Origin of the sequence: Burkholderia cepacia GG4 (genome assembly GCF_000292915.1) — a bacterium.
Lineage (GTDB): Bacteria > Pseudomonadota > Gammaproteobacteria > Burkholderiales > Burkholderiaceae > Burkholderia > Burkholderia cepacia_D.
Genome location: NC_018514.1, coordinates 1,730,446 through 1,754,761, shown reverse-complemented (window position 1 = coordinate 1,754,761; position 24,316 = coordinate 1,730,446). Strand labels below are relative to the sequence as shown.

Annotated in this window: 21 protein-coding genes and 1 pseudogene; 17 read left to right on the top strand and 5 right to left on the bottom strand. The window is 59.5% G+C overall.

Annotated elements, in window-relative coordinates:
• Positions 1-13 precede the first annotated feature (13 nt).
• Entirely contained in the window at positions 14-904 is an 891-nt protein-coding gene (locus GEM_RS23515; RefSeq protein ID WP_014899908.1) for a LysR family transcriptional regulator, read from the top strand.
• Positions 905-1,299: 395 nt separating this feature from the next.
• Positions 1,300-2,484: an MFS transporter gene (locus GEM_RS23510; protein WP_014899907.1), complete on the top strand. Its 1,185-nt coding sequence runs from the start codon at positions 1,300-1,302 to the stop codon at positions 2,482-2,484.
• Positions 2,485-2,580: 96 nt separating this feature from the next.
• On the opposite strand, the gene gcvA is transcribed toward GEM_RS23510, so the two are convergent.
• Positions 2,581-3,498 (bottom strand): transcriptional regulator GcvA, encoded by a 918-nt coding sequence (gene gcvA, locus GEM_RS23505; RefSeq protein ID WP_014899906.1) that lies wholly within the window; start codon positions 3,496-3,498, stop codon positions 2,581-2,583.
• Positions 3,499-3,638: 140 nt separating this feature from the next.
• On the opposite strand from gcvA, the gene GEM_RS23500 reads away from it, so the two are divergent.
• From GEM_RS23500 to GEM_RS23465, 8 genes are all read left to right on the top strand, one after another.
• Positions 3,639-4,271: a carboxymuconolactone decarboxylase family protein gene (locus GEM_RS23500; protein ID WP_235362692.1), complete on the top strand. Its 633-nt coding sequence runs from the start codon at positions 3,639-3,641 to the stop codon at positions 4,269-4,271.
• Positions 4,272-4,411: 140 nt separating this feature from the next.
• Positions 4,412-5,662, top strand: coding sequence for a MalY/PatB family protein (locus tag GEM_RS23495; RefSeq protein ID WP_014899904.1), 1,251 nt, complete (start codon positions 4,412-4,414; stop codon positions 5,660-5,662).
• 352 nt (positions 5,663-6,014) lie between these two features.
• Positions 6,015-7,448: an amino acid permease gene (locus GEM_RS23490; RefSeq protein ID WP_014899903.1), complete on the top strand. Its 1,434-nt coding sequence runs from the start codon at positions 6,015-6,017 to the stop codon at positions 7,446-7,448.
• Positions 7,449-8,026: 578 nt separating this feature from the next.
• A complete protein-coding gene (locus tag GEM_RS23485; protein WP_039319829.1) occupies positions 8,027-8,800 on the top strand; it encodes an SDR family NAD(P)-dependent oxidoreductase in 774 nt (257 codons plus the stop codon).
• A gap of 75 nt (positions 8,801-8,875) precedes the next feature.
• The gene (locus tag GEM_RS23480) at positions 8,876-9,157 is read left to right on the top strand and encodes a hypothetical protein (RefSeq protein ID WP_014899901.1); all 282 of its coding nucleotides are present in this window, start codon (positions 8,876-8,878) and stop codon (positions 9,155-9,157) included.
• Between the two features lie 75 nt (positions 9,158-9,232).
• Complete coding sequence (locus GEM_RS23475; RefSeq protein ID WP_014899900.1) at positions 9,233-9,901, top strand: cupin domain-containing protein; 669 nt, start codon at positions 9,233-9,235, stop codon at positions 9,899-9,901.
• A 2-nt stretch (positions 9,902-9,903) separates the two neighbouring features.
• Positions 9,904-11,019, top strand: a complete 1,116-nt coding sequence (locus GEM_RS23470) for a flavin monoamine oxidase family protein (RefSeq protein WP_014899899.1) — start codon at positions 9,904-9,906, stop codon at positions 11,017-11,019.
• Between the two features lie 38 nt (positions 11,020-11,057).
• Positions 11,058-12,074 carry an alcohol dehydrogenase gene (locus GEM_RS23465; protein WP_014899898.1) on the top strand — a complete coding sequence of 339 codons (1,017 nt, stop codon included), beginning with the start codon at positions 11,058-11,060 and terminating at the stop codon, positions 12,072-12,074.
• Positions 12,075-12,178: 104 nt separating this feature from the next.
• Here the strand turns inward: GEM_RS23465 and GEM_RS23460 are convergent, their stop codons facing one another.
• The 3 genes from GEM_RS23460 to GEM_RS23450 all read right to left on the bottom strand — a co-directional run bounded on the left by GEM_RS23460 (position 12,179) and on the right by GEM_RS23450 (position 15,863).
• Positions 12,179-13,093, bottom strand: coding sequence for a LysR family transcriptional regulator (locus GEM_RS23460; RefSeq protein WP_014899897.1), 915 nt, complete (start codon positions 13,091-13,093; stop codon positions 12,179-12,181).
• A gap of 40 nt (positions 13,094-13,133) precedes the next feature.
• The gene (locus GEM_RS23455; protein WP_041490996.1) at positions 13,134-14,384 is read right to left on the bottom strand and encodes an MFS transporter; all 1,251 of its coding nucleotides are present in this window, start codon (positions 14,382-14,384) and stop codon (positions 13,134-13,136) included.
• Between the two features lie 156 nt (positions 14,385-14,540).
• Complete coding sequence (locus GEM_RS23450) at positions 14,541-15,863, bottom strand: tetratricopeptide repeat protein (protein WP_014899895.1); 1,323 nt, start codon at positions 15,861-15,863, stop codon at positions 14,541-14,543.
• A gap of 166 nt (positions 15,864-16,029) precedes the next feature.
• Here GEM_RS23450 and GEM_RS23445 point away from each other — a divergent pair, with 166 nt between their 5' ends.
• The 5 genes and pseudogenes from GEM_RS23445 (at position 16,030) to GEM_RS23430 (ending at position 20,907) form a co-directional block, all read left to right on the top strand.
• Positions 16,030-16,839, top strand: a complete 810-nt coding sequence (locus tag GEM_RS23445; protein ID WP_014899894.1) for an AraC family transcriptional regulator — start codon at positions 16,030-16,032, stop codon at positions 16,837-16,839.
• A 259-nt stretch (positions 16,840-17,098) separates the two neighbouring features.
• Positions 17,099-17,548: pseudogene (locus GEM_RS23440) on the top strand (HAD-IC family P-type ATPase); the annotation flags it as partial.
• Between the two features lie 396 nt (positions 17,549-17,944).
• The gene (locus GEM_RS30480; RefSeq protein WP_235362694.1) at positions 17,945-18,241 is read left to right on the top strand and encodes a MerR family transcriptional regulator; all 297 of its coding nucleotides are present in this window, start codon (positions 17,945-17,947) and stop codon (positions 18,239-18,241) included.
• A 149-nt stretch (positions 18,242-18,390) separates the two neighbouring features.
• Positions 18,391-19,911: a GMC oxidoreductase gene (locus GEM_RS30475; protein ID WP_080599467.1), complete on the top strand. Its 1,521-nt coding sequence runs from the start codon at positions 18,391-18,393 to the stop codon at positions 19,909-19,911.
• A gap of 204 nt (positions 19,912-20,115) precedes the next feature.
• Positions 20,116-20,907 (top strand): substrate-binding domain-containing protein, encoded by a 792-nt coding sequence (locus tag GEM_RS23430; RefSeq protein WP_014899891.1) that lies wholly within the window; start codon positions 20,116-20,118, stop codon positions 20,905-20,907.
• A gap of 22 nt (positions 20,908-20,929) precedes the next feature.
• Here the strand turns inward: GEM_RS23430 and GEM_RS23425 are convergent, their stop codons facing one another.
• Complete coding sequence (locus GEM_RS23425) at positions 20,930-21,469, bottom strand: LysR substrate-binding domain-containing protein (protein ID WP_014899890.1); 540 nt, start codon at positions 21,467-21,469, stop codon at positions 20,930-20,932.
• A 39-nt stretch (positions 21,470-21,508) separates the two neighbouring features.
• Here GEM_RS23425 and GEM_RS23420 point away from each other — a divergent pair, with 39 nt between their 5' ends.
• Together GEM_RS23420 and asd are read left to right on the top strand one after the other, a co-directional pair.
• Positions 21,509-23,059 carry a GMC oxidoreductase gene (locus GEM_RS23420; protein WP_039319846.1) on the top strand — a complete coding sequence of 517 codons (1,551 nt, stop codon included), beginning with the start codon at positions 21,509-21,511 and terminating at the stop codon, positions 23,057-23,059.
• Between the two features lie 122 nt (positions 23,060-23,181).
• Positions 23,182-24,021, top strand: a complete 840-nt coding sequence (gene asd, locus GEM_RS23415; RefSeq protein WP_041490805.1) for an archaetidylserine decarboxylase — start codon at positions 23,182-23,184, stop codon at positions 24,019-24,021.
• Positions 24,022-24,316 lie beyond the last annotated feature (295 nt).

Sequence of the window (24,316 nt, the reverse complement as noted above, 5' to 3'; positions counted from 1 at the left end):
CGAAGGTATCCCTATGGATCTGCGCCAGATGCGTTACTTCGTTGCGGTTGCCGAATGCCGGAGCATCAGTGTCGCGGCGCGGCTCGTGCACGTGGCCCAACCTGCGCTGACGCGCCAGATGCATGCGCTGGAAGTCGAGCTAGGTACGCCGTTGTTCGATCGAACGACGCGCGGAGTCAATCTGACTGACGCCGGAAAGCAATTGCTCGCGGACGCCACGAAGATGCTCGACGATGCGGCCACTGCAATGGATCGCGTTCGTCGAGCCGGCCGTGGCGAAATCGGACACCTTTCGATCGCGCTGCCGATCCGGCAGGGTTCGGTACCGGAGATCGCGGGGATACTCAAGGCCTTTCGCCGGGAAGTTCCGGGCGTGTCGATCACGCTCAGCCACCTGCTGTCCGAGGCGCAATTGAAACAGCTGTCGACCGGACAGCTAGATGCCGGTTTTTTGCTTTTCAGGCCGGAGGACGATCCGTCTCTCAATGGCATACCGGTGTGTTCGAAGCAACTGCTGTTGTTCTATCCGGCGGACTGGCAATGGGAGCGCGGCAAACCGGAATCGCTGCGTGACCTGAACGATGTGGACTTCATCTGGGTCCAGCGCAGCGCCGCGCCCACCTGGCATGACTCGTTGGTCCACAGCTTCTTCAACGCGGGCTTCGTGCCGAAAGTGTCCGCGCATGGCGTTGACGCAGGCTCCATGCTGACGCTGGTTTCGGCAGGCATGGGCTGTACCGTTTTGCCCGAGATGGCGAACAACACCATGCCGGAGTCAGTCGCCTGCATGAGAATTCCGGACCTGGACGTCGTTCAGAAGTGGGAGTTCGTGTGGCGCGAAGACCGGTGCTCGTCCGTCCTGAGGCGGTTCATCGATGTCGTGACCGTGTACGTTCGGCAATGACGTAACGGAGGAACCGGTTCGTCGGTACCGAAGCCGGCTTCGGTGCGCTCCGTCTGCATGATTGGATGATCGTGTCGATACGCGTGGACGGCATTGCGCGGAAAGATTTCCTTTCTCTGGGCGACATATTTTCTTTGTTGTCCGCATAGCGGAAAGCGAGAAGAATACGGCGCAATCTCATGCCGATTCAGGTCAGTGGTGGAGGGCGGCTGGCAGTTGCCTTTTGTCGCAGGCCTGACTATCAATCACTTTCCCGGTGCTGCCATTTCGCCGCGGACTCGTTCGACATCGACAACAAGACCGGCTCCATCAGATGACGGTCGCTGACGCTTCACCGCCGAAGTTGATACCGGTCAATGACGAATGGGAGGCCGGCATGCGGACTCCATTCTCCGATGCTCAATTCGAAAGTCAGCAGTTCGGTGCTGCGTCTGGCCATCGCGCAAGCACTCGCAGGCGCCAATTCGACCGTCGTCTATGCGACCGGCGCGATTATCGGAAACTTCCTCGCGCCAAGCCCCGAACTGGCGACGTTGCCGATATCCGCGTTCGTCGTGGGCATGGCGATCGCGACGCTGCCGGTCGGGATGATCGCGCGGCGCTACGGCCGGCACCTCGCCTTCCTCGCCGGAAACTTGTGTGGCGTGATCGCGGGACTCGTGGCCGCACTGGCATTGGTCATCCAGTCCTTCTCGCTCTTTTGCTTCGCATTGCTGTTCGGCGGCTCCTATGCGGCTGTCGTGCTGAGCTTCCGCTTCGCGGCCGCCGAATGCGTATCCGAGGAAAATCGTCCGCGGGCGCTGTCAGCAGTTCTGGCAGGCGGCGTGGTGGCCGGCGTTTTTGGATCGCAGTTGGTCACGGGCACGATGAATCTATGGTCGCCGCACGTGTATGCAGTCACCTATATTGCCGCTGCCGGCGCGGCCGCGCTGTCGGCCGTCGTATTGTCGGGCGTCAGGTTCGAGCGCCAGCCGCCGAGCTCGCGTCATGCATCGGGACGTCCAACTTCAATGCTCCTCGCACAACCGCGCTTCGTCGTGGCGATGATCTGTGGCGTCGTGAGCTACATGATGATGAACTTCATGATGACGTCTGCGCCACTTGCCATGGAGCTATGCGGGATCTCGCGGGTGCATGCCAACCTCGGCATTGAAATCCATATAATCGCGATGTATGCCCCAAGCTTCTTCACCGGACGGCTGATTGCTCGCTTTGGCGCGCTCAACGTAACCCTTGCCGGAATGGCGTTGATCGCGCTTGCTGCATTGGCCGGGTTGAGCGGCATCACGGATTATCACTTCTGGGGCGCGCTGCTGCTTCTGGGTGCGGGCTGGAACTTCGGGTTCCTCGGCGCATCGGCTCAGGTATTGGCATGCCACACGCCAGAAGAAGGGCCGCGCGTCCAGTCCATCAACGACTTCATCGTATTCGGTGCGATGGTCGTTGGATCGTTCGTCTCGGGCGGTTTGTTGAGCGCGTTCGGGTGGTCGCTCGTATCGGGGCTGATCCTGCCGCCAGTTGTGGTCGCAACGATCTGTGTGATGTGGCTGAAATCGTCGAGACACGCGGTTGCCGGATAGAAAAACGGATTTCGCCGGTCGGCGTCGAGCGTCGACGACGATGGGATGTGAGCCGGTGGGCACGAGAGTCGCGTGTTGCCGGCCGACCACGAACGTTCACTGCCCTGATGCCGCTTCCTGAATCAGCCATTCCCGAAAAGCAACGAGTTTGGGAAGAGACGCGTATTCGGCGCGATAGACGATGTAGTAAGCCAGTTCAGACGTCCACGTTACAGCGGGAAATAGCTGCACGAGGCGCCCTGCGGTCAGGTCGTCGCCGGCCATCACGCTCCGGGCCAGTGCGACACCATGCCCGTCGATCGCAGCCTGCAGGACGGCGGCCGAGTTGTTGATCTGCATCCCTCGGCTGGCATCGACGTTCGATGCATCCGCTCGCTGAAGCCAGTCGTTCCATGACGCGAATCCGATATGAGCGTCTACCGATAGATCATGTATCAGCGCCTTGCCGGCGAGGTCGCTCGGCGCTGTCACGCTACCGTTCTTGTCGAGCCACGAGGGCGAGCAAACCGGAAAGATCTGCTCGTCCATCAACTTCTCGGACAGAAGCCCGGACCAAGCTCCCCGACCGTATCGCACGCCAATATCGACGCCCTGCGCGGCGAAGTCGACGAGCTTGAGGTTCGTATCGAGTCGAACGTCGATCTCGGGGCAGGTCGCATGAAATCTTTCGATCCGCGGCAGCAGCCACTTCGCCGCGAACGCCGGGCTGACTGCCACAGTCAGCACGCCGCTCCTTGCCCCTTGGCGCATGCGGCTCATGCCGAGCGAGAGCCGATCAAAGCCCGCGCGGATATCCGGCAACGCTTGCTCTGCCGTTTCAGTGGGAATCAGGCGGACGCGCCCGCTCACTTCCCGGCGAAACAGCGGCGTACCCAGCCACTCCTCGAGCGAGCGGACCTGTTGTCCTACCGCGGCTGGCGTCACGTTCAGTTCGGCCGCGGCGGCCGAAAAGCTTTGGTGCCGCGCACTCGCTTCGAAGGCTCGAAGCGCATTCAGAAAGATAGGTGTCTTCATGAAAGTTTTTCTTTGTCACGTGCAAAGAATATAGCAGTTGTGACACCGATCCGTTGACCGCAAAATTTTTTTGCATGGTCGATTGGTCTGATGGTTTCTCGAGTTGCTGGGATGGACTACTGAGCGAGAGGGGGCGGAGCATGAGAAGAAAATCCTACAAAGATTTTCCATCAGCATTCGCAACGCGATGGTCGTGGCGCATCGTCGATGACGTTCCCGCGACCATCCAAATATTGATGAAGGAGAGATTCATGAGTGGTGTACGAGTAGTCCCTTGGCAGGATGGGGAGCCAGCTCCTCCCGAGTTGCTCGCCGGCATGCGTGCGCGCCGGCCGAACGGCGAGCTGATCGGTATAGACCGGATACTGCTGAAGAGTTTCCCGCTTGCAATGGGGTGGAATGAGCTTCTGCGTCGAGTTCGCGCGGACTTCGAGCTTGAGCTCGAGTATCGCGAACTGATCATGTTGCGGGTCGCTGTGTTGAACGGCGCGGATTTCGAATGGCGGGTGCATCAGCCCGCCTACCTGCAGGCGGGCGGCACGCTCGAGAAATGTAGCGCCATTCAGGCCGACCAGGTGACGAGCGCACTATTCGACGAGAGGGAACGAGTCCTGCTTGAACTCGCCGATCAATCGACCAGGCGAGTCGTCGTGGACGCGGCCGCCATCGAGAAACTGAAAGCGCTCTTCGGAGAACGCAAGGCCGTGGAAGCCGTGGCGACAGTTGCTGCGTACAACATGGTTTCGCGTTTCCTGGTCGCGCTGGCGATATGACACCGCCCGAGTACGGGTGCGCGATGAACCCATGAGCTACGCTCACGGGTCCATGAGAACATACCATTGTTGCTCATGAATCCACGCTGTTACTCTTGTCCCAATACGAAGTCGCGCCACTGGCGCGCGGTCCTACAGTAATGGAAGTTATCGTGAGCGCTTATTCAAAATCACTCGTTTGTGGTGCAGCAGCAGGAAAGGAAACTTCGGTCTTCGATCGCGTTGTGGACCGGAAGCACACGAATTCGCTGAAGTGGGCGCTTGGCGAAAAACTCCTCGCAGCAGATGAATTTGCAGCGCAGCCGCTGCCGATGTGGGTGGCCGACATGGATTTCAGGGCTCCCCAGCCGGTGATCGATGCCCTTCACGAAGCCGTGGAGTTCGGCGTTTTCGGCTACTCGTGCGGCGCAACCGCCAGTTACCTGGACGCCGTGGTCCGTTGGCAGGGGAAACGGTTCGGGTGGGATGTGGCCAAGGAGTGGGTGATGCAGACGAGCGGCATCATCACCGCGCTTAAGACGGCGATACAGGCGTTTTCCGCACCGGGCGATACGGTCCTGATTCAGCCGCCCGTCTATGCGCATTTCCACGATGACGTCCTGCTGAACGGTCGGCGGCTGGCGCTGGCGCCGCTCGAACGTACGGATACCGGGTACCGTTTCAATGAAAAGGTGTTCGAAGCGGCGATCCGGGACAACACCAAGCTGTTCATCCTGAGCAATCCGCATAATCCGACCGGGAACGTATGGTCGGAAGATGAGCTGACGGCCATGGGGGAGATCTGTCTCCGCCACGGTGTTCTCGTGATCTCCGACGAGATTCATCAGGACTTGATCATCAACCCGGCGAAGAAGCATATTCCGTTCGCTTCGTTAAGCGAAAAATTTGCAGAAAACAGTATCACCTGCACGGCACCGAGCAAGACGTTCAATCTGCCCGGCCTGCAAAGCGCGAACGTGTTCGTCGCGAACCGTCGCCTCCGTGACGAACTGCGCCGGCAGTACGACCGGAATTCCTACCAGTCGGTCAACACGCTCGGCATGGTTGCGGCGGAAGCCGCCTATGCACATGGCGAATCATGGCTGGAGGAGTTGCTCGTGTATCTCCGCGGCAATCATCTCTACTTCCGCGAAGCGATCCGCGGCATGACCTCGAAAATCGAGGTTCTCCCGGCCGATTCACTGTATCTGGCCTGGATGGACTGTCGCGGCATGGACATGGATGCGGATGCGCTCAACAAGTTCATGCTGACGACGGCGCGAGTCTGGCTCGACAAGGGGCAGAAATTCGGCATCGAGGGGCACGGCTATATGCGGGCGAATCTGGGCTGCTCCCGCGCCACGATCGACGAAGCCGTCCGCCGTCTGACCGATGCGGTAGCGGGCCTCTGAGCGAGCAGGTTTGCGCGTGGCCTGAGAAGGGGAGCGGATCTGGTGCGGTAGCGGTCGGCCGGCGCGTGCGCGCCGGCCGGAACGCTGTGTTCCTCGTGCCTGACCCGAGGCGGAACTGACTAGCTGGCCGATCAGGCCGACGCGATCACGACTCAGTCGTTTGATAGATTATCAAATAATTCGTTATGCGATGGAATTGATTATCGTTGCGCCATCGGATGATGCCGTATATCGGAATGTGGGCGGATTTCCCCGGGTCCGCGGCAAACTAAAATAAGGGCTTCATTTTTTCGCATGTTGCGATAGGGGCCAACTTAAAAAATTAATCATATTGTGATTCTTTGGAGGTGACATGACTGATGGTAGCCAGATACAGGCATACGAACAAGAAGATCTAAAAAGAGACCTGAAAAACCGCCATATTCAGATGATCGCGATTGGCGGCGCGATCGGTACTGGGCTCTTCTACGGTTCTTCCTGGGCCATCAGGACGGCCGGGCCGGCGATTCTCATCGTGTATCTGCTCGCGGCCGTGGCGATCTACTTCGTGATGCGCGCGCTCGGTGAGATGGCCGTCGAGGAACCGGTATCGGGTTCCTACGTCTCGTATTCGAATCGCTACATTCATCGCTTCGTCGGGTTTTTGAATGGCTGGAATGCCTTCATATTTCTTCTTGCCACGAGCGCGGCCGACCTCAATGCGCTGGGAAATTACGTGCACTTCTGGTTTCCCGGTATCCCGATCTGGGTGACGGCCGCTGCTGCGGTGTCGATGATGTTCGTCATCAATATCATCGGCGTGAAAATATATGGAGAAGCCGAGTTCTGGTTCTCGTTGATCAAGGTCGTGGCAATCGTCGCGATGATCGTGTTCGGCGTATGCATGATCGTGTTCGGCATCGGAAACCATGGTGTGCCGATCGGCTATCGCAACCTTGTCGATCACGGCGGGTTCTTCGCGAAAGGTGCTGGCGGAACTTTCCTGGCCATTGTGATGGTGGCCTTTTCGTTCGGCGGCGTCGAGAACCTTGGCCTTGCTGCAGGCGAAGCAAAGGACGTGAAGAAGACAATGCCGAAAGCGGTCAACGCCACGTTCTGGCGACTGCTGATTTTCTATGTCGGCGCGATCGCGGTGCTGCTGATGGTGTTCCCGTGGACGTCGCTCACCACGAAGGGCAGCCCGTTCGTCGAGGTCTTCACGAAGATCGGCATTCCGGCCGCTGCGGGAATCATGAACCTGGTCGTGATCATGGCTGTGTTGTCCGCGGTCAATGCGAGCGTCTTCACGAACAGCCGGACCTTCTACAACCTCGCATTGCAGAAGAACGCGCCGGCATTCCTTGGTGTCGTCAACAGCCGCAAGGTGCCGTCTCGTGCGATCTTCATGGTCTTTGCCGCGATGTTCGCCGGTGTGCTCCTGAACTACATCATGCCCGAGAAGGCGTTTGAACTGTTCTCGTCGGTCACCGTGTTCGCGCTCGTTTGCGCATGGGGGTCCATCGTCATCAGCCATCTGAAGTTCAGGAAGATTCGAATTCAGAACGGCCAGGCAGCCAGTCTTTCGTACAAGATGCCTTTCTATCCGTATGGCAACTATATCGCGCTCGCGTTCGTTGCCGCAGTGATCGCGTGTATCGCCATCTTGCCGGACATGCGCATGTCCTTGATCGTGTCGGGTGTCTGGGTGGGCGTCGTTTTCGTGGCGTACAAGTTTTATACGAGACACGACACGGCGCTTGCGGCTGACGCACCGGAGCCGCGGGAAGCCAAGAATCTGCTTGCGTGATTCCAGCCCCGCGCAAGCGGGAGTTTGACGGGCGGCGATCGGTCGACGCAGGCCTGACAGAATCGCTGCCGCGCATCATGCGGCCAACGCGCGGGGCCGCCTGCAATAGAGAAAGTTTATAGCAGGGGGTTCCCGCCAAATTCGCGCGTTTCGCTTCGGTATGGGGCTGCAAGCTCCGCTGGAGCATGACGATCCGGCCTGGATCGGGGGCGGGGACGCGCGATAGCCGCGTCACGAAACAGCTTCGGCGTATGCGCCGGATGCATCGCGCCAACGCGTTCGACGGTTGCTCATCCGTCGCACTGACATAGTTTTTCTTTCAGGCCAGGACAGTTTATCTCATTTGTCGACCACGGCCGACCGGCACAGAATTCCAGTCAATGTGTGGGGCAGCGATTCGTCGCGGGTGGTCGGCGCAGGCCGTTTTGCGGCCGTTCTTGTTGGTGCGCGTCGTTGCGAACGAGCCAGTGAGACTCGGGTTGCGTGGTGCGCGTGCATCGATCCGTTAACGCCAGGCGTACTTCCCCATTTCGTTCAATCAGAGCCTGACCATGGTCAGGCTGGCAGAGGGATTCGACATGAGCAACCGGTTCGAAGGAAGGAAACTGCTGGTCGTTGGCGGCACCAGCGGAATGGGGCTGCAGACGGCCCGGATCGTTCTCGCCGATGGCGGCAGCGTGGTGATCGTGGGGAATCGCGCCGAGAAAGCCGAATCCGCGCGCGCGGAACTGGCGGCGCTCGGTCAGGTGACGGCGCTGACGGCCGACATCTCGAGCGATCAGGGCCTGGCTTCGCTGCTCGATACGATCGACGAGCAGCACGCGGATGTCGATCTGTTGGTGAATGCAGCCGGGATCTTTTTCCCGAAGCCTTTCCTCGACCATCAGGCAGCGGACTACGAGCAGTACATGAAGCTGAACAAGGCGTTCTTCTTCATCACGCGGAAGGTCGCGGCGAACCTAGTCGACAAGGAGCGCCCCGGCGCGATCGTCAATATCGGTTCGATGTGGGCCAGGCAGGCCATCGCGGCCACGCCGTCCTCCGCGTACTCGATGGCAAAAGCGGGTGTGCACGCGCTGACTCAGCACCTGGCCATGGAACTCGCGCCGAAGCGGATCCGCGTCAACGCGGTATCGCCCGCTGTCGTACAGACACCGATCTACGAGGGTTTCATCCCGAAGGCCGAGGTACACGGCGTGCTGCAGGGCTTCAACGCCTTCCATCCGCTCGGCCGTGTCGGTACGCCACAGGATGTCGCGGAAGTCGTCACGTTCCTGCTGTCGGAGAAGGCGGCCTGGGTAACCGGTGCAATATGGGACGTCGACGGCGGCGTGATGGCCGGCCGCAACTGACGCAATCGGCGCGGGCGCTTCCGGTTCTGAACGCCCGCATCAACTGCTTCATCAACCTAGCCAAGAGAAACAGACATGGTCTATCTGCAGATTACGCTCAAGATCGCCAATGCCAAGCGTGCAACGGCTGCCGGCATATACGAGAAATACAAGGCGCCGTTCCTCGATAACGTCGCGGGCGCGAAGTCCAAGCAACTGCTGTTGCGTGACGAAGACGTACAGGTGCTGCACGGCTTCGACACGGAAGTGAACGCGAATGCGTACCTGCAAAGCGATCTGTTTACCGCGGATGTGGTTGGCGGTCTCCAGCCCCTGCTCGATGCTGCACCGGATGTGCGCATTTACCAGGTTGCATAATCGTGCACGGTCGGGCGCCCTTGTCGGCGTCCGACAACGGCCGGCCACAATCCTTCGATCTCTGAACGAATTTCTATGCTCGTCAATGCGGATTTCTCGCGCAGCGTCATCGTTTCGCCCGACCATTACCAATGGGTGGCCTCCCCGCAGAGCGGCGTGGAGCGAGTGATGCTTGATCGACTGGGTGGCGAGAAAGCGCGCGCGACGAGCATTGTCCGGTATGCGCCCGGTTCCCGCTTTCCGGGTCATGTGCATCCGGGTGGGGAAGAAATTCTTGTCCTGTCCGGGACGTTCTCAGACGACGACGCGCACTATCCGGCAGGCTGGTATCTGCGCAATCCGCCGGGTTCGTGCCATCAGCCGTTCAGCGACACCGGAGCCGTTATTTTCGTCAAGCTTTGGCAGATGTCGCCGAAAGACGAACTTCGCGTACGCATCGACACGTGTGATCCGGCGTCTTGGTGGAAGCGGGACGGTCGGGAGATTTGCGTGCTCCATTCATGCGACGACGAGCAGGTCAGCTTGCATCGCCTGGCTCCAGGCGAGATCTTGCTCGCCGGACCCACTGATAGTGCCGAACTGCTGGTAATTGCCGGCGGCGTGGTTTCAGCCGGACGTTCATATGAGCGCGGCAGCTGGATGCGACTTCCCGCCGGAGAGTATCCGGAACTTGCCGCGGGTGCACGCGGGGCCACTGTATATCTCAAGACCGGCCACCTGTCCCGCGTGGCGATGGGGGCGTAAGCATGCACAAGACGCGCATTGCCATCGTCGGCGGAGGCTTGAGCGGCCTGTATGCCGCTTTCATGCTCGAGGAGAGCGGCATCAGGGACTATGTGCTTCTGGAGGCTCGCGATTCGTTTGGAGGCCGCATTGCGTCGATAGAAGGACATGCGGCTTCCGATCAAGCGGTCGATGGGAGTGGATTCGATCGCTTCGATCTCGGCCCCACGTGGTTCTGGCCGATGGTTCAGCCGCAATTGGAGCGGCTTGTTTCCAGGCTCGGCCTGTCGACCTTCGAGCAACATGAGGTCGGTGACATGATGGTCGAGCGCACACCCGATGCAGCTCCCTTGCGGATGCAAGGCTATGCCAATTCGCCGATCTCGATGCGCCTGATCGGAGGGATGGGCGCATTGACCGATGCGGTACGCGCCCGCGTGGATGCTTCGCGGACGATCGCCGGACAGAAGGTTCGTCACGCACGCAGCATCGGCGCCCACGTCGAACTGACCTGTGTTGACGCCCGCAACGAAGTCTCGACCTGGTGTGTCGAGCATGTGCTTCTAGCTGTCCCTCCGCGCCTGGCCGAAGACACGATCGAATTCACGCCGCCTTTGCCGCCGGGACTGGCGCTGCAATGGCGCATGACACCCACGTGGATGGCCCCGCATGCCAAGTACGTTGCAATTTACGGTTCCGCGTTCTGGCGTGAACAAGGGTTGTCCGGTGAAGCGCGCAGTGCGCGCGGGCCCTTGGGAGAAATTCACGATGCGTCCATGCCGGGCGGCAGCGCAGCGCTGTTCGGCTTTTTCTCGGTGCCGGCGAGTCTGCGCAAGCGTGTGCCTGACGAGATGCTTCGCATGCATTGCCGCGCGCAACTGGCGCGCTTGTTCGGTGCGCGCGCGGCGACGCCGAGGACCGATGTCATTAAGGACTGGGCGATCGATCCGTGCACAGCCGCTGCGGCCGATCTGGAACAGCCTCGAGACCACGGGATGGCTCCACGCGCTACGGCTGCCTCGGGCGTCTGGAGCAGCCGTTTGACCGGTATTGCAAGCGAGTGGTCGAAACAATTTCCCGGCTATGTCGCAGGTGCTGTCGAGGCTGCCAGCGTCGGCGTGCGGACGCTATTGGACTGACTCGTCTCGAAACGATCTATCAATCAGGAGTGTCAATCATGAAATCCCGTTACCGTGCGATGCAAGTGACCCGGCCGGGCATTCTCGAGCTCGTGGAGCGCGAGACACCGACCCCGGGCGTGGGAGAAGTGCTGATCGAAGTCGAGGCTTGCGGCATATGCGGTGCGGATGCTGCCGACATTGAAGGCGCCGATCCGGCGTTGCAGCCGCCTCGCGTGCCCGGACATGAAATTGTCGGACGCATCGCCGCGCTCGGCGCCAATGTATCGGCGATGTGGAAAGTGGGGCAGCGCGTGGGCATAGGCCGGCTTGGTGGTTGCTGCAACGAATGCAGTCAATGTCGCCAGGGGCATTTCCAGCTTTGCGGGAACCAGCCGGTCGTTGGCGCGACGTGCGATGGCGGCTACGCCGAAATGATGCTCGCGCGCAGCACCGGGCTGGTGTCGATTCCGGATGAACTGGATGCGGAAGAAGCCGCGCCGATTTTGTGCGCCGGCATCGCAACGTTCAATGCGCTCAAGAAGTGCGGCGCACAGGCAGGCGACGTCGTGGCCATTCTCGGCGTGGGCGGTCTGGGCCACATGGCCTTGCAGTATGCGCGCCACATGGGCTTCAAGGTTGTCGCCATCGGGCGCCGCAGCGAGGTTCGCGAAGATGCGCTGGCGTTGGGTGCACACATCTACATCGATACCGAGCGGGAAGATCCGGTTGCCAGGCTGAAGGACTTGGGTGGCGCACTCGCCATCGTGACGACCATCGGCCATCGCGATACCGTGTCCGGGCTGCTGGGCGGCCTGGCTCCCATGGGACGTCTGGTTCTGCTCGGCATCGGCAGGGACCCGTTGTCGGTCTCGTTCGGCCAGATGGTTGCCGGCGAACGCAGCGTGCAGGGCTCGATTACCGGATCACCCTACGAGAGCGAGAGGGCGCTCGACTTCAGCGTACTCACCGGCGTGCGTCCGATGATCGAGGTCATGCCGCTGGAACAGGCCGGCGACGCTTATCAGAAGATGCGTTCGGGTGACGTGAGGTATCGGATGGTACTCACGATGTGACGCGGGAATCTACGGCAATCAAACGCTGATTGACCATTCACCTTACTGGTGCACCGCTGTCGATCGATCGCGAGTTAATCAACCGTGCCGTCGACACAGGACGATCATGCTTGACTGGTGGTTCGCCCGACGTAGACGCCGGTTTCCTTCGCCAGTGACAGGAAGCCGGCAATATAGGCGATTTCCTCCTCTCCGCGTCGAACGCCAAGATTGATGCATTTCCTAATGCCGTCCTGCCCTAGCCGAATCGAGCGAATCGGCAGGCCGGCCCCTTCCTCGAGCACCAGCCAATCCGGCAGAACAGCGATCCCGCGTCCGGCGGCGACGAGCTGCAGCATCAGGTCAGTTGCCTCCGCGGTTCGATGGAACCTCGGTTGGCAATGAGCAGGTACGAGAAAGCGCGTGTAGATGTCGAGCCGCTCCTTGCTGACAGGAACAGTGATCAGCTCTTCATCGAGCAGATCGTGCGGTACGGCGAACACCCGTGTAGCAAGCGCGTGCGTTTCATGCACGACAAGAACCAGCTCGTAGTCGATGACCGGGACGAACACGAGGTCCGGCAAGTCGATGGGGTCCGGCGTGACAAGCAGGTCGATCTCATAGCCCAGAAGGGCAGCGACACCATCGAAACGAAATGCGGTACGGACATCGAAATCGACATCCGGCCAGGTCGCTAGATACCGGGGTGTCAACCTTGCCAGCCATTTCTGGCATGGGTGACATTCCATTCCCACGCGCAAGGCTCCCTGGCGACCCTGCGCGAAGTCGATCAGGACTCGCTCCGCGTGTTCGATTTGCGGAAGCACGCGTTGCGCAAGCGCGAGTAGGTATTGTCCCGTCTGCGTAAAGCGCAAGCCGCGCCCGCTCTTCGTCCATAGCTTGACGCCATGTCGCTCTTCGAATCTGCGCACCATGTGCGATAGCGCCGACTGCGTCACATTCAGCTTTTCCGCGGCAGCAGTGACACTGCCGAGGCGCTCGACTTCCATCAGGATCGCAAGGTATTGGAGGTCCAGCATCTTTGATCTCCTTTCGCGGGGCGCCGGATGGGGTTTCCCGTCAGTGTGGCGACGCGGCGTTTCGACAGGTCAGGTAAAAACCCGCCAGGCCGAGCACCGGTCCGGGAATCAGGAGCCACATCGCGTCGAGCCCGATGTGCTCGAACAGGGCTGTGGTCGCGGCGATCGAGATGACCGTGATGGCAAACCCGATGGAGTTCTGGATGGCCAGTGCACTGCCGACCAGGTCCGGCGGACAGGCCTTGGCGGCCAGGGCCGAGAACTGCGGTGAGTCTGCAACGACTGAGGCTCCCCAGACAATCAGGAGGATCGCGATTGCGCCTGTAGGGAGGTGGCGCCAACCGAGCGCAAAAGTCAGTGCACAGAGACCCGAGATGGTCAGTGCTCCGATGGCTACCCTCGCGCTGCCAACATGCCGTGACAATTTCCCGCCAATTAGCGAGCCTGCCGCGCCGGCGCCGATAATGCAAAACGAGATACCGGAAACACCAAGCCCGGGTGCGCGTGCGGTAAGCGACGTGTGGGCGACGAGCAAGGGCACGGTCGTCCAGAACGTATAGAGCTCCCACATATGGCCAAAGTATCCGAGCGTTGCAGCTCGAAAAGGACGCATCCGGAATGCGCCGAGGACGGACGGTGTCCGCGCCATCGAATCCGGTGTCGTCGACGACCGGCGTTTGCTCACGGCATGCGGACCGTCTCCCAGCGCGCCGATCATGCAGGCGCCGATGAGCGCGAGAACCGACGAGGCCGTGATGATCGACTGCCATGGGAAGCCGGCGCCCAGCACGCGCATCGCATGGGGTAGCGCCGTACCGAGGGTGAGCATCGCCACGAGCTGGGCGAGTGCCTGGCCGGTCCGGTCGGGCGCCCAACCGACGATCAGCTTCATGCCCATCGGGTATATCCCCGCAAGACAGATGCCGACACCGAACCGGAACAGGGCCCCGCTCACCAGGCCCGTCGACAGCCATGCGAAGCACACGTTGAACAGCGCTCCCGCGATCGCGCTGCAGACGAAGATACTGCTCGCGCGGAATCGGTCGGCACCGCCGCTCAACGAGATGACGAGTGTGCCGAGTATGAATCCGAGCTGGACGGCGTTCGTCAGCCAGCCGATGTCGGACGCGCTGGCGTGCCAGATGCGCATCAAGTCACCCGCCGTGCTGTTGGCACTGAACCACAGGGCGGTGCCGAACAATTGCGCAATCGACACGGTGGCGACGGGTCCGAGGCCGTTGGTGAGCAACCGCTGCAACCCGCTCTTCTTCACGGCAATGGCCGAATTCATTTCACTTTCCATAAGACGCCTGAGAACCGGCGAGGGGGAACCTCTTTACCGGCGATGCATACTGACTGCTCCTGCATGCCGGGTTTTGCGTACCCGGTTGCGAGTCTCGGGCAGGTCGCGGGCGGCAGCCAACGGCCAGCGATCTCCCCGGCCGACTCAAGCGCCTGCGACCTGGCCAAGCCAGTTCGTGTCGCGCAGCGACGGGCGACGGTGCAAGCGTTTGTCGAGAATCGCGCGCGCCTTGGTCACGTCGCCGCTTCGCATGAGGGACACGAGCAGCGTGTCTTCCACGATTTCTCGTTGTGCGCCGCTGCCGCCGATACGGACCACGTCATGCGCGACCGGCTCGAGGATCTCGGCGCAACGCGCGTAGTTTTCCTCGGCAAAGGCAAGCGCTGCGCGACAGATCGCCGGGACGACAGGGCCGGCCGCCAGGCTGCCCGTTTCGACCATGTTGGCGAGGGCGTCCGCGCGCTGATCGAGTGCGGCCTTGTCTCCGGTTGCCGCGGCGATCATCGCCATGTGGACGTCGGCAAACGGGAAGCCGGCTTGCTTGAAGTAGGCGGACGCGTATTGGGCCGCGTCGTCCCACATTTGCGTCGGCACGGCGTGGCCGTATGCCTGCATGCGCCACAGGAACGACGAGGTGTCGCTGACGACGTTGATGGGCACGCCGGTCGCAACCGCGGGCGCAATGTTCTCGTTGTAGATGGCGAGTGCGCGATCGGTGTCGCCGCGCTCCAGCGCAAGAAGTGCCCCGTGCCATGCGATATGGTTATGGAGAACGCCGCTTCGGTCATATTCCGGCAGCCAGCCGCTGATCACCGCTTCTGCATCGTCGCTGGCGCCAGCTTCATACAAAACGTGCGAGACGGCATGCACGGCGTTGACGTTGTGTCGGCGCAGTTCGAGCGCACGTTCGGTCAATGTGCGGCCCAGCTTGACGTCGCCATTTTCGCCATGCGCCCAGCCACGGTAGGTATTGAACCACCAGTCGTCGGAATCGAAGTGTCGGGCGTGGCGCTCGCAAAGATCGACGCGTGCCTGATCGTGGTCCGCCATTCCGGAAAACGCAAAGAGGCCGAAAGCGCCAAGCGGGAGCGACAGGATCAGGATGTCGCGCGGCCATTGGTCGGCGTGTGCCAGCGCGGCCGTCAAGGCCCTGGCGGACTGTCCGTTGATCGCGAGCGAAAGGACATTGACGTGGCTGCGCTCCCGCTCGGTGCCGTTGCGGGCAACGAGTTCCGTCGCCTTCGCGATCTTGTCCCGAGCCTCGGTGACCTGGGCGCGGATCGCGTGGAAACGCGCACGCGCGGCATAGGCGAGCGCAAAGTCCGGATCGGCGGCAATCGCGTCGTCGAGCGTTTCGGCGACACCTGGCCACAATGATAGAAGGAGATCGACGCCGGTACGGTAGCGCTCGGCCGCGAGATCGGAAGTCGTCGAAAGGGGAAGGCTGTAGCGGTCGAGGCAGGCCATAGAACAGGTTTACTCCAATGGGAATCGTGGGCGATCGGTGCAGTCGGTCGATTGCGGCCCATCCGGTGTCGGGGACTGTAACCTGTCTATTAAACCAATTTTTGTGATGTCGGTATTTCGATGAGCGGCCAATCTGTATAGAATAAATGCCAACCGGAGGATTGCCATGACATGGGATACGATCGAGACACCACCGGGCCTGGCGCCGCCCGGGCCACTGGCGGTTCGCGCGCAATCCATTCCTGCCCGGCATAGCTTCCCCGAACATTCTCATCACTGGAATCAGGTCGTTTACGCAGTGTCCGGAGCGTTGACGGTAATCGCCGAAGGAGGGTCGTTCGTCATTTCTCCTGAGCAAGCAGTATGGCTGCCGACGGGCGTCCGGCATCGGGTCGGATCGCTATTGGGCGCGGAGTTCCGCAGTCTGTGGATTGCAGACGATATTGGCGACGGCCTGCCGTGTGGGACACCGACCGTGTTTGCCGTTTCGCCGTTACTGAAGGCACTGATCGTCGAGGCGGTCGAGATAGTCGACGCGGAAGATCACGACGGGTATGCCGAACGTGTCACTCGATTGATTCTCGACCAGTTGCGTCGCGCGCGTACTCTTTCCGCTGCGCTCCCTTGGCCGAAGGCGGGTACCGTTTCAGCATTGTGCGAGGCGCTTTACGCGGATCCGGCGGACCCGCGCGGTCCGGAGGAGTGGGGGCGAATGTTCGGGATGTCGGCACGGACCCTCGCTCGGCATTTCGTTCACGAAACTGGCATGAGCTTGCGATCATGGCGGCGGCGCCTGCGGTTGTTTAGAGCGATCGAACTGCTCGGGGGCGGGCTCGGCGTGACGCGGACAGCAATGGAACTGGGATACGGTTCGACGTCCGCATTCGTGTACGCGTTTCGAGTCGAAATGGGTTGCAGCCCGCAAGCGTACATTCGTGGACGCGGAGAGGATGCGAGCGTCGCCCGAGATCGGTAGCCGTGCTGGTCGATTGAAAAGGCATGAGGTAGTTGGGCACATATAAAGTGCCTCGACTTACGCTCAAGTGCGATTTCGTGCTTGCTGCCGTTGTGCGAAAGCCGGAGCGATGTCGATCGTAAAGGGCCAATGTGCCGCCGATTTGTCACTCGATTACGGAGGGGGCAGGTCAGACCGTGGCCAGATGCGCTGAGTAGTCCATCCCGCGATAGCTTGTTCAGCATTTTGGAATCTCAGCCGGATGCTCATCAGTGATTTCGCGAATGCCGCGGCGCGTGAGCTTGGCATTGATGAAGTCCGTGCGGAATTGTTGCCAGGTGACAAGGCTGCCGTCGTCCGGGAACTGCGCAAGCAAGGCCATATCGTGGCGATGGTCGGTGACGGACTGAACGACGCACCGTCTCTCGTGGCAGCGGACGTTGGCTTGTCGATGTCGACGGGCACTGACGTCGCGATGGAGGCGGCGGGCATCACGCTGATGCGCGGCGACCCGCGCCTGGTGGCGGATTCGTTCGACGTTTCGCGTAGCGCCTACTCGAAAATCAAACAAGGCCTGTTCTGGGCGTTTGCTTACAACGTGCTGGGCATTCCACTGGCGGCCCTGGGCACGCTGACCCCGGTCATCGCCGGTGCTGCCATGGCCTTCAGCAGCGTGAGCGTGGTCACCAATGCACTGATGCTTCGGCGCAGGCCCGGCGACCGGCGTTAGCCCGATCCAAGGAGCCTGATCGCGAACATCGGCGAAGCAGTCTCGAACCGAAGATCTCGTAGCAGTAAAGATTTTCTTTAGATTTTCGATACTTTATCTCGTTTGCCGCACGACGAGAATCACCGAAGAATGTAATCAATGACTAAGTCCGGCCGTATCTGTGAGCTATGGTCGGCAGCAGGCCCATCGAATCTCGGGAAAGTCGGATAGTTTTTCTTTCCCTTCGATTCGCGATGGTCGGTGACGGACTGAACGATGCGCCGTCTCTCGTGGCGGCTGACGTTGGCTCGTCGATGTCGGCCGGCGCCGACGGCGCGATGGAGGCGGCGGGGATCACGCTGATGCGAGGCGTCCCGCGCCGGGGGGCGACGTCATATCTACTTGAGAATCAAACCTATGAATATCGGCGAAGCGGCCACCGCCTCCGGCGTCTCGGCGAAAATGATCCGGCACTACGAAGGCCTCGGACTGTTGCCGCCGGCGAGCCGCACGGACAACGGCTACCGGCGACACGGCGACAAGGACGTGGGCAGACTGCGGTTTATCGGGCAATGCCGAGACCTCGGCTTCTCGCTGGACAGGGTCAGCGAACTGCTCGATGCACTGCTGCAATGGCGACGATACGCCGGACTGCCCGATCATCGAGTCGCTCACGTCCAAAGCATTCGTGCGAGATCGCGCCGCCAACACTAACCCGCGAAAGACGCTGTCTGAGAAGCGGCGACCGCTCGCTCGTTAGAGCTCGAGCTTTCCGTGAACCGGCTGCTGCTGATGATGATCGTGGGTCGACGTCAGAGGCTGGTTCGAGCGTACTTCGACAATCGGGGGAATTAAGCGTGGCTATGGAAAACGAAGTGGAAATATTGGTAATAGGAAGTGGCTTTGGAGGTTCTATTTCCGCAAAGCGATTTGCGGAGGCAGGACGAAATGTTTTAATGCTCGAGCGTGGGCCATGGAGGAATACCGTTCCCATTCGGTCGACCGGTATCGAGGATTTATCACCGCTCCCGCAAGGGGTAAAGGCGTTTACCCATGGGTTACGATCCGTCAGATCTCGTTTTATTGAAAGAGAATTCGTTTTTAATAAAAGAGGATTTGTGGAGGTGTACGTTGGTGATGGTATAAACGTTATTTGCTCTTCGAATGTTGGTGGTGGTAGCCACATCTATGCCGCTGTGCTGGGCAAGCCTTTCAATCCTGGATACTGGAGCAATCGCCATCCGGAAATTTCTCAGGAGGGCATGGATAAGTACTACGACGAAATTCTGGGATTTCTTGCTGCGCGGCCCGTGTCGCCTCATGACATGGTGCCAAACAGTTTTGATCAAACGAACTACGATGGTGAACTATCGAATGCGGGCCTGAGAAATTCACCCGTTGGCATCCTATTGCCTGAAAGGCCGGGAGAGGCTCGAAAAGTGGTCGATCGGAACGGGGTCGAGCGATGGGAATCCGACATGCGGAATAATAGTTTTCTGGGATCTCCGTCCGGCGCAAAAACGACCCTGGATTTCGCCGTCCTTTGGCCTGCCATAGGGCATGGACTATCGGTTCGTGACTTGTGTGAAGTAAAGTCAATTCATAAGCTGAGAAGGGATGGCGCCGGCAAGATGCGATACGAAGTTCGATATCGCGACCATCGAAGCGGACGGGATGAGCACGTGTTCGCGGAACACGTAGTCCTGGCTGCTGGAGCCTTGAATACAGTTCGCTTACTGTTGAAAAGCCGTGATGTAGAGCGCGGATTGGATGGAATGCCTAGGCTAGGTTTCCGGTTTGGTACGAACGGGGGATTTTTCGGATTTTGGAAAGAAAACAGTGAGAGAGATCTTTCTGCCGGTACGCCGCTATGTGGGCCCTTCAGGGCGAAAGACTCGAAAAGTAAATCAGCTCTGATGCTTCGCGCCAGCATACAGGGATTGGATGCCGTACCGATTCCAAAGCTGATAAGGAAGTGGTTGTGCAAGAACTCCTGTATGGTTGCCTTCGGTGGCGATGGTAGCAATGGATCGATGTCGCTGCGACGCGGAAAATTCGAGGTACGATACAGGAAAAGTGAAAACAGTGTTTATCAAGAAATTGCAGATGAAGTAAAAAATATAGAAGCGGCAACGAATACAACGGTATATGCGCCTGGCACTCCGATAACGGTTCAACCGATCGGAGGTGCTTGTTTGGGCACATCGAATTTGGATGGTGTGATTGGTGCGAACGGTGAGATTTTTGATAACCCTGGGCTATATGTCGCAGATGCCTCTGCTCTCCCGGAATCTCCCGGGGCGCCGCCAAGTTTGTCGATAGCTGCATGGTCCGCCAACGTTGCAGATAGACTGTTGGAATCGCTGCAATGTCGCGACGTATAGGCTCAAAGATGAGCAAAGAAGACCATTGCGGTGAAACGCAGCGAGTTTAAGAAAACATGGTGAGTGCACAGTAGGGAAGGTTTTCTTGCGATTATATAAACGAATATCTAATTTTCGATAGAAAGATGAAAATCGATTCAATTTCTAGTATGCCAGTGCGCTATCTCAGGAGTTTTTGTGCATAGTTCGTGTTCGAGGGAAACCATGAAAGCCATCATGCGAATTGCCGCTGTGTTGACATTATCGATGTCGCCAGGACACGCATTTCCGCAATCCGTGTTGCATGCCTATGGGCCTGGCGGCCCGGCGCCGGCGATGAAGGAGGCTGCCGCGGCATTCGAGAAGCAGACGGGTACGCACGTTGACGTCACGGCTGGACCGACGCCGACGTGGATCGAGCACGCACGCGCCGATGCCGACCTGATCTTCAGCGGCTCGGAGACGATGATGTCCGACTTCGTTGTTGCGATGGGCGACCAGCTAACGCCTCAAGCGCCGGTGCCTTTATACCTTCGTCCAATGGCGATCCTCGTTCGCCCCGGCAACCCTCGCAATATTCATGGCATCGCGGACTTGCTCAAGCCGGGTATGAAGATTCTGGTCGTTAATGGCGCCGGACAGAACGGTGTATGGGAAGACGTGGCGGGCCGGCTTGGCGACGTCCGTTCGGTCGCAGCGATGCGCCGCAATATCGTGAGTTATGCGGGTAATAGTGCGATTGCTCGGCAAACTTGGACCGCGCAGCCCGACATCGATGCGTGGCTCATCTGGAACATCTGGCAGGTGTCGAATCCGTCTCTTGCTGAGACGGTGCCGATCGAACAACGTTACGCGATCTATCGCGATTCTGGTGTGGCTGTGACCAAGCGCGGGAAGGAGAATCCCGCTGCGCAGCAGTTCGTTGATTTCCTTCGCTCCAAAGCGGGCGCAGCAATTTTCTCCCGCTGGGGCTGGATGACTGGGGACCAAGCCGGCAGCCAGGACGGGCGGAACTAGCCAGCGACCGAAGCTTGTGTCGTCAGTGAGGGCGTTTCCTTGCCGACGCGGTAGCCTCGTTGAGCAGCCAATCGCGAAAGGCGACGAGTTTCGGCATGCCAGAGCAATCGGCCCGATACACGACGTAATAGGCCAACGGCGAAGCGAACGTTATCTTCGGGAACAACCGGACGAGCCGTCCGGTCGCCAGGTCGTCGCTCGCGATCACACTGCGAGCGAGCGCGATGCCATGGCCCTGAATGGCTGCCTGCAAGACTGCAGCAGAATTGTTGATTCTCATGCCGCGATTCGTTGCGACTCCCGTAACCCCCGACTTTTGCGGCCATATATCCCAAGTGGGAAAGTCCGTATGGCTGTCCATCGAGAGGCCGTGGATCAACGTCTCGCGCGCTTGGCCGTTCGGTTTTTGCAAGCGTCCCTGCTTGTGCAGCAGCTTGGGCGAGCATACTGGGTGCATCTTCGCGCCCATCAGCTTGACCGCCGTCAGCCCAGGCCAGCTTCCCGTGCCGTAGCGTACGCCAATATCGACGTGCTGAGCGACGAAACGCCATCGAAGCGGCATGCCGTACGCGTATTCAGAGTCAGATTAATAAATATCACCATGAATAATGAAGTTGAAATTTTGGTAATCGGAAGTGGCTTTGGTGGGTCTGTCGCCGCAAAACGAATTGCCGAAGCAGGTCGCGATGTCCTCATGCTTGAGCGCGGCCCCTGGAGAGACACCGTTCCCAACCGGTCGATGGGCATTAAGAATCTGGTGTCTCTGCCGCAGGGCGCCAAAGCCTTCACCCATGGCATACGATCCGTTAGTTCCCATTTATTCAAACGCGATATGGTTCTGAATAAGAAAGGGCTCATCGAAGCTTATTTCGGCGATGGCATCAGCGTTGTTTGCTCGTCCAATGTGGGCGGTGGCAGCCATGTTTACGCAGGATTCCTTGATAAACCGCTGGCTCCAAACTACTGGGATAACCATCACCCGGAAATCTCGCAGGCCGGCATGGAGCGCTATTACAACGAGATCCTTGAAGCCCTTGGTGCTCGCGCACTCACACCACAAGACCAAGCGCCCAACCGGATCGAGGAGGCAAATTATAACGGCCTGCTCACGTGCCTGGGCAACCCACCGGTCGCCATGCTGCTTCCAAAAAAACCAGGATTTCCTTCCAAGGTCGTGGATAGGAATGGAATCGAGCGGTGGGAATGTGACATGAAGAACAATAGCTTCTTGGGCTCTCCTTCAGGCGCAAAGACCACTCTGGATTTCTCGTTTATCCGGCCGGCCATGCAACGGGGCCTGGTCGTCAGGGATATGTGCGAGGCCTTGTCAATACGCCGATTGGCGCAACAAGGTCATGGCGAAATGCGCTATGAGGTCCGCTACCGCGATCATCGAAGCGGGAAAGAAGAATGTGTCCGAGCGGAGCGTGTCATTCTGGCCGCGGGCGGCTTGGGCACCGTTCGGCTGCTGCTCAAGAGCCGCGACGTCGAAAAGGGCTTGGCAGGGATGCCAAGGCTCGGCTTCGAATTCGGGGGGAATGGCGATTTCTTCGGAGTCTGGAAGGAGAATAGCAAATCAGACCTTTCAAAAGGCATGCCTATTGCCTCACCGTTCAGGCTCAAGGACTCGAAGAATGAGCGCGTCATTGTCCTGCGCGCGAGCATTCAAGGCCTGGATGGTGTACCGGCACCTTCCTTTGTCAAGCGTTGGCTACGGAGGCAATCCGTCATTATCGCTTTTGGCGGCGACAATAATAACGGAACCATGGAAATTAAACGTGGCAGATTCAAGATTAAATACAGGTCAAAAGACAACGTCATCTATGGTCAGATTAATGATGAACTGAAGGACATCCAGACGATCACCAAGACAAAAGTTTACGCGCCTCGGAATCCCGTCACGGTACATCCCATTGGAGGTGCCTGCCTGGGCACCTCCAACGCGGACGGCGTGGTAGGTGCCAATGGAGAGGTATTCGATAATCCCGGATTGTACGTCGCCGATGCCGCCGCGCTTCCGATGTCCCCCGGGGGGGCTCCCAGTCTGACCATAGCTGCATGGTCAGCCAACGTCGCCGACCGATTGATCTCAGAATTGGAAAATCGCGGCTCGCCAAGCAAGGATCAGCGGACGGTGCTGAAAGCCACCTGACGCCCCTCGCGGTGCTGTCAACTTTTCACCCGGTGCGCGAGGGTATTTTGCAATTTCCCCGTCTCGGGGCATCCAGCGCGGCGACCTGTCGAATCAACCATGCTTTATGTTCTAAGCCACTTGTGTCCGAGCGCCTATTCGTCCAATTGCAGCATCTGCTGCCCAAGCGTCTCATCACACGCGTGCTGGGCTTTCTCGCGCAACGGCGCGCCGGTGCCTTGACACAGTGGGCAATACGCCGCTTCATCGCCCACTACAATGTCGACCTGACGGAAGCCGTGCAGAGGGAACCCGGCGCCTATGCCACGTTCAACGACTTTTTCACCCGTGCGTTGCTGCCCGGCGTGCGTCCTCTGGCGAAAGCGCGAGTCGTTTGTCCAGTGGACGGCGCGATCAGCCAGTCCGGTCGCATCGAGCGCGACCAGATCTTCCAGGCAAAGGGCAAATCCTTCAGCAGTAGCGCGTTGCTGGCTGGTGATGAGGAACTGGCACGTCAATTCGATGACGGCCTATTTGCCACCCTCTATCTCAGCCCGGGCGACTACCACCGCATCCATATGCCGTGCGATGGCCGCCTGATCTCAATGAGCTATGTGCCAGGCGAGTTGTACTCGGTGAACCCGGCCACCGCGCGCGGCGTCGATGCGCTGTTCGCTCGCAACGAGCGTGTGGTGTGCCACTTCGATTCGCCGCACGGCCCGTTCGCTCTGGTGCTAGTGGGCGCCGTCATCGTCGGGAGCATCATGACGGCCTGGCACGGCGTAGTCAACCCGCCGCGCAGCCCCAGCGTGCGTCACTGGAATTATCGGAACAGGAATATCATCCTGATGCAGGGCGAGGAGATGGGGCGCTTCCTGCTAGGCTCGACCGTGGTCGTGCTGTTCCCGCAGGGGGCGCTGCAGCTCAATCCCGACTGGATGCCGACGCGCGTGGTGTACCTGGGTGAACCGATGGCGGACTGAGCGTTGGCCAGTCGAGCGTTCGATTGCATGGCTTCACTCGTTTCGATTCCTGAAGACTTGTTAATAGCACTAAGGAATCGACCGAGTCTGGAAAAGCTTCCCAGGTGTCCCCAATCGTTGGCAACTCACCGGAGCCGGATGAAGAAGGGGGTGAGGTTCCAGACTTTCGTCGGGGAAAGCTCCACGCAGCAGTCGACGTTTATTTTGAGGCCGGCGACCACGAGGCGTTGATAGACCGGGCCTCGCATGCACATTTGTCGCACAAGACGCAAGGCATGGTCTCGTGAGCGTCGTT